Origin of the sequence: Mycobacterium sp. 852002-51163_SCH5372311, from assembly GCF_001667115.1 — a bacterium.
GTDB lineage: Bacteria > Actinomycetota > Actinomycetes > Mycobacteriales > Mycobacteriaceae > Mycobacterium.
In genome coordinates, this window is sequence record NZ_LZIJ01000125.1 from 1 (window position 1) to 5,491 (window position 5,491).

General features: G+C 62.7%; 6 protein-coding genes. 2 read left to right on the forward strand and 4 right to left on the reverse strand.

Going from position 1 to position 5,491, the window contains the following annotated elements:
• Window positions 1–268: 268 nt before the first annotated feature.
• Genes A5791_RS16055 through A5791_RS16065 form a run of 4 tightly spaced genes read right to left on the reverse strand, consistent with a single transcriptional unit; the run spans window position 269 to window position 3,379 of the window.
• Window positions 269–994: a hypothetical protein gene (locus tag A5791_RS16055; RefSeq protein ID WP_067238735.1), complete on the reverse strand. Its 726-nt coding sequence runs from the start codon at window positions 992–994 to the stop codon at window positions 269–271.
• Entirely contained in the window at window positions 991–1,809 is an 819-nt protein-coding gene (locus tag A5791_RS16060; protein ID WP_197504704.1) for an LLM class F420-dependent oxidoreductase, read from the reverse strand. The genes A5791_RS16055 and A5791_RS16060 overlap by 4 nt, the downstream gene beginning before the upstream one ends.
• A 44-nt stretch (window positions 1,810–1,853) precedes the next feature.
• Window positions 1,854–2,024, reverse strand: a complete 171-nt coding sequence (locus tag A5791_RS26525; RefSeq protein WP_231995918.1) for a hypothetical protein — start codon at window positions 2,022–2,024, stop codon at window positions 1,854–1,856.
• A complete protein-coding gene (locus tag A5791_RS16065; protein ID WP_067238742.1) occupies window positions 2,021–3,379 on the reverse strand; it encodes a DUF1254 domain-containing protein in 1,359 nt (452 codons plus the stop codon). The genes A5791_RS26525 and A5791_RS16065 overlap by 4 nt, the downstream gene beginning before the upstream one ends.
• A gap of 95 nt (window positions 3,380–3,474) precedes the next feature.
• On the opposite strand from A5791_RS16065, the gene A5791_RS16070 reads away from it, so the two are divergent.
• Both A5791_RS16070 and A5791_RS16080 read left to right on the forward strand, forming a co-directional pair.
• The gene (locus A5791_RS16070; RefSeq protein WP_231995919.1) at window positions 3,475–4,383 is read left to right on the forward strand and encodes a hypothetical protein; all 909 of its coding nucleotides are present in this window, start codon (window positions 3,475–3,477) and stop codon (window positions 4,381–4,383) included.
• A complete protein-coding gene (locus A5791_RS16080; protein ID WP_067238744.1) occupies window positions 4,384–5,460 on the forward strand; it encodes a hypothetical protein in 1,077 nt (358 codons plus the stop codon). It abuts the gene before it with no gap.
• Window positions 5,461–5,491: the final 31 nt, after the last annotated feature.

Here is a 5,491-nt window from a genome sequence, read left to right on the forward strand (position 1 = left end):
TGTGCCCTGGCCCCACCAGCCACACCAGTCACGGCAAAGAGACGGGTGCCGTTTTGTCCGCCTCATAGCGACAACTGAATTGCCCCGTGCTGCAACGGGTACGGGGTGTTGCGAGTTGGCGCATAGCCGTGGGTGGTAGATCCCCAGAGCGCACTCACTTACGACAAATTAGCCTGGCCTGCAACAGTTGTCGCTGCGAGCCGGACAAAAAGACATACGCCAGAAATCTTGTGACTCGTGGGACCAATGATAAACGCCAAACCAACGCTCACGCCCACGCATCCCAGCTGATCATGCTCCGCAGCGGCCCGGCGAAAACTGGTCGCACCGCGCCAGATTGCCACCGCTGTTCGACCAGCGGGGCCAGGGCAGCGGTCGTCGCAAGGGGATCGTCGTCGAGGTAGACGACGGTGATGTATTCCGGCTCGGTTCGCCAGCCTCTGGAAGCAGCGTCCCATTCGCTCGTCGAACCGAATGTCCACGCGCCGGCCGTGCCGGGCGCCGCGAGCAGCTCCGGATAGTGTTCGGCATGCAGCCAGCTAAGCCATTGCCCCGGACGACCTCCGACGGATTCCTCGACGATCAGCAGCACTCCGCGGTGCGGCCGAAACGGCACCACCTCAGCGGAAATCAGTGCGCGCGGCGAGGATTGCCACTGCAGCAGCCGCAGACCGGCCACTTGCAAAGACGCTCGCCTGACCGGAAAGCGACCGTTTTCCCACAGTGCACGGCCGAGCGTGACGAAGTCGTCGAAGGTTTGTTCAACCGGGTTGCCGACCAGGTAGTGCACGGCATTGCCGACATCGCCCAGTGGCCCGTCGGCCGCCAGACGATGGTTCAGATAGTCGCCGTCGGCGATCCAACGCAGCCCGTACACGATGCCCGGCAGCTGGTATTGCTCCGGCATGTGGTCCAGCAGATGCCAACGCAAATAGTCGTCGTCGGCGGGCGCGGGCGGGGTGAGGCTGAAAATACCTGCCTTGACGCGGTTCATGCGCGGTTCAGTTCGGCGAGTGCCTGCAGATTCTCCAGATAATGCTGCAGCGAGGAGTGCGCAAAGCCGGCGCTGACGATTGTGGCGCCGTGAGCGATGGTGTCGGCGAGGGTGTCACGGGTCTGGTCTGGCTTGTTGATCGGGTCCAGATGCGCCGGTGCAGGCAGGACTACGTCGAACTCAGGACGAAGTTCGAAGCGGCCCAGCCAATCTCGCACTTCAGCCAGGCTGACATTGAAAGGCGCCCACCCGTCGGCCAGCGTTACGGCTCGGCGCAGCGACCGCAGCGTTCGCCCACCGACCCAGATAGGGACGTGATCCTGGATGGCGCAGGGGTCGACGACCATGCCACTGAACGAATAGAACTCGCCGTGGTAGGACGGCTCGGATACTGACAGCGCGGCCCGAAGCGCCCTGAGTCCGTCGTCGCCGCGTATTCCGCGGTCGTCGAAGGGAACACCGAGCAGGTCGAATTCTTCTTTGAGGCTCCCGACGCCGACGCCGAGGATGAGTCTGCCATTGCTGACTTTGTCCAAAGTGCCATAGCGCTTGGCGATCTCGAGCGGATGATGATAACCCAGCACCACCACGTTGGTGGCCAGCCTGATTCGCTCGGTGCGTGCGGCCAAATAGCCCAATGTCGCCAGCGGATCCCAGTAGCGTGTGCCGCGACGGCTCCGCTCGTTGGCCGGAAGCGCGACGTGTTCGCTGCAAGTGAGGTGGTGGTAGCCCAGTCGGTCCGCGGCTTCGGCGATTTGGGCCAGATCCTCGATCGTGGCGGCCTTTTCCCAATCGGCGCTGAATCCGGGCAGCATCGTCACGACGGGCGTGGCCACCGAAAGCCGCGCAGCAGAACTACTCACGAGAAGTTCACGATCGCGTTCAGCAGCGGCAGTTGTCTGGTCCGCGGCTGCGGCACGGATAAGCGGTCTGGTCCGAAGAATGAACCGCTGAGGTAGCTGTCGGGGTCCCAGACCGACGCGTCGCTGACGTGGCCGACGACGACCGGCGCCGTCCGGTAGCTTGTCATGGTGTTATGGCCTCGAAATCCCCTGGGCGCCAGGATCCGTCGAATGCAGCCTGCTCCGGCCCGTAGACACGGAAGTAGACGAACCAGTCCTTGCCGGGAATGGTCTGGATCCACCGGTCTACCTCTCCGCCTGGTGGCGTCGGGCCGAAATATAGGTGTGCCTTCTCGCCGCTCAGATCGCTGAGCTCGAATAGCGAGCGCAACGCGGCCTTGTTTTGCTTGGCGCGGATTTGGGAGCGGGTATCGAGGTCGTAGACGGTGACCGACCAAAACAGCTTGCCCGGCACCGGAAGTGGGACAGTCAGCTTGTAGTGTTGCGCACCGTCCAGTGGCATTCCGGCAGCGTCCCGGAGTCCCAGCCAATATAGCGAGCCGGCACGGCTGTCTCGGCGGAACATGGCCGGCGAGGCACCGATGGCCTGATAAAACCATTTCTCGCGGGCACACAGGTCGAGGTGGGAGACGGTGTTGAAGTTTCCATCCGCGTAACGCAGCGCCGCCCATTCCCACTGCCGGTCGTCCCACACCCGACAGCCGGGACTGCGATCGGCGAAAGACTGGACTCGCATTTGAGCGTTGCCGGCCGCGGCGGCCGATTCGAGCAGGCTTTTCATCCGGTCATCAGGTTCGAACGGTTTGCCCTTCTCGATGCCGAGCGCGGCGAGTTCGCCGTAATGCGTGTGGTATCCGGGGAAAACCGGCTCGGTGTCGATCGTTTCGTGCAGCACTTCCCAGAACTTCAGGTTGGTTTCCCACTGCAGCGGCGTGGTGTCCTGAAACTTTCCGGTCAGATCGAGCCATTGCGGCTTCGGCCATTCGATGGTGCGGTCGAGCGGATACACCTTGATGGTGGTGAGGCGTTTTCTGGCTGCTGCGACGCCACCGCCGACCGGCAGCGACCGCGCTCCGACGATCTGGCGGTTGCTGCTGGCCCGATGCACGTAGTACCCGGTGTCGGGAACCGAACCGCTGTAGCCCGGCCCGAGGAGCAGGTGCTTACCACCATTGCCGCCGTCCGGTCCGGGCAGACCCATGTCTGCTACCCAACGCTGGTTGATGTCCATCGACACGACGATGAGCGGTCCGGGTTGCAACTCGACGACCAGTGGCCCCACGCTCAGGTCGAGTAACAAGGGTCCGTATGGGGTGTCGGAATTCGCTGTGTAGACCAGCTGTTCGGGCCCGCAATCCAGGATGCCGAACACCTTGTTTGGGACCAGCCCGGCGGCCTCGCTGCCCTTGATTATGGCTGCGCCGGAGACGGTGGGATAGAAGAACTTGTAAGCGGTGACTGCACGGGTGAGGTCGGCGTCGTCGTAGAACTGCTGTGCTGTCGGGCTGCTCGCGTGCTTCACTGTCCCTGACCTGGTTTGCGTAACGACGAATCGCTAAAACAGAGAAATGATAACGAGCTTTGGCAGCTATCAACGGTAGAACAGCAGAGTCGGCTGTGGGTGAGGTGCGGCGAGCGTCGAAACCAGGGAAGCGCACGCTGGTGTTGTCCGCCTTTCCCGCCGAAGCCGACGCGGTGCTGTCGCATACCACGCTCGAGCCCGATCCGGTGGTGGTCGCCAAAAGACGCCACTTCTACCTCGGCACGATGAGCGGCAAGAAGGTGATCGTGGCGATGACCGGCATCGGTCTGGTAAACGCAACCCAGACCACCGAAACCGCGTTCACCCGCTTCTCGTCCGACATAACAATTGGCGCAGTGATCTTTTCGGGCGTGGCCGGCGGCGGCGCGCGCCTGAAGATCGGGGACGTGGCCATACCCGCACAGTGGACTTTGGACGACGGCGCGACATTCGATCCGGTCGATCCTGGCATGCTGGCAACGGCCCAAAAGCTCTCTGTCACAATGGAAAGCATGAACACCCTGAGGTTGTGCAAGAACGTTCCGGCAGTCCGGCTTAATAGGCTCGGGCGCATACCTCAACTGGTGGTCGGCGGCGCCGGCGCCAGCTCCGACAACAACAACGGCCAGGCCTTCCCGTGCATCCCCAACGGCGGCGACGTTTTCGGCTGTCAACCGTGCAGCGTGCCCGATCGCTCGCTTCTCTACACCGGCAACTTCTTTCAGGCCGTCGGGCCCTGGCTGAAGAACGCCTTGGTCAGCAATCTCAACATCGCGACACTGAACCCGATTTACGACGCGATGGACAACGAGACTGCGGCAGCGCAGGCAGTCGCCGATGCACACGGCGTTCCCTTCCTTGGTATCCGCGGCATTTCGGACGGCCAGGGTGATCCACTGCGACTGCCACCCTTTCCGGTCTCGTTCTTCTTCTACAAACAGATCGCGGCGAGCAACGCCGCGCGGGTGACTGCGGCATTCATGCAGAGTTGGAAGGGTATGTGAATGAACAGGATTCGAGTTGCGCACATCGGCACGGGCTACACCGGAAGTCTCGGACTACGGGCGGTGCTACGGTCGCCTCGTCTTCAGTTGGTCGGTCACCTGGTGCACAACCCCGAGAAGGTGGGCCGGGACTCCGGAGAGCTGGTCGGAGAACCCGCCGTCGGTGTCACAGCGTCCGATGACTTCGACGACTTCGTGGCGTTGGATGCCGATTGCGTGACGTACTTTGCCACGGTTTCCGGGCGCGATATCGACGCAGTCGTCGACGAATTGTGTGCGCTGCTAGCCAGCGGGAAAAACGTTGTCATCCCTTCATATTTGGCACTCTTTCATCCGCCATCGCTTGACGACGCCGTGCGCCGGAGGCTGGAAGCCGCGTGCCAGACAGGCGAGAGCTCGTTGTTCGCGGCAGGCATCGCACCTGGCTTCGCGAGCGACATTCTTGCCGTGCATGCGGCCAGCATGAGCGCCTTGCCCACGAAAGTCGCTGTTCAAGAACGCATTCCCTGCGGCAGCTATCGAGTACCGGGCTTCTTCGCGATGATGGGATTCGGGCGCACCCCTGAAGAAGATGCCGCGCTGCACCCAGCGGGCGCAATGATTGGCCACCTGGGCCCAGCATTGCGACTACTGGCACAGGGGCTCGGGTTGACGCTCGATGAGATTCGCGAACATCGCGACATTGCGCTTGCCGACCGGCAATACGTCTTTGAGGCCGGAGAGATTCCGCCTGGCACCGTCGCCAGTGTGCGGATGCGATTCGACGGCATCGTCGATGGCCAGCCGCGGGTGCAGTTCTCGGCGATCTGGTCGATGCCCGACGAGCCGATAGAAGACTGGGAGCCTGCTATCGCGGCTGGCGGCGCGACGCGGCGCCTCACCCGAATCACCGTCGACGGCGATCCGCCGGTTCAGGTCGACTTCGCGCTCAACGGCGGAGAATTGCCCGGCTCATCGGCCACCGCTGCGCGAGTGGTGAATGCCATTCCGGCAGTGTGTGCGGCGAATCCCGGGATCCTCAGCGCGCTAGATGTACTCAGCCAGGACGTTGGTAGCAGGCGTGTCGGGTTGATGTGAGAAGAACCTCCGGGTGAGGTGTGGCTTGTCG

Excerpts from the sequence above, each read along its gene's own strand:
- A5791_RS16055 (WP_067238735.1), bottom strand. The coding sequence starts at position 994 with ATGAACCGCGTCAAGGCAGGTATTTTCAGCCTCACCCCGCCCGCGCCC.
- A5791_RS16060 (WP_197504704.1), bottom strand. The coding sequence starts at position 1,809 with ATGCTGCCCGGATTCAGCGCCGATTGGGAAAAGGCCGCCACGATCGAG.
- A5791_RS26525 (WP_231995918.1), bottom strand. The coding sequence starts at position 2,024 with ATGACAAGCTACCGGACGGCGCCGGTCGTCGTCGGCCACGTCAGCGAC.
- A5791_RS16080 (WP_067238744.1), top strand. The coding sequence starts at position 4,384 with ATGAACAGGATTCGAGTTGCGCACATCGGCACGGGCTACACCGGAAGT.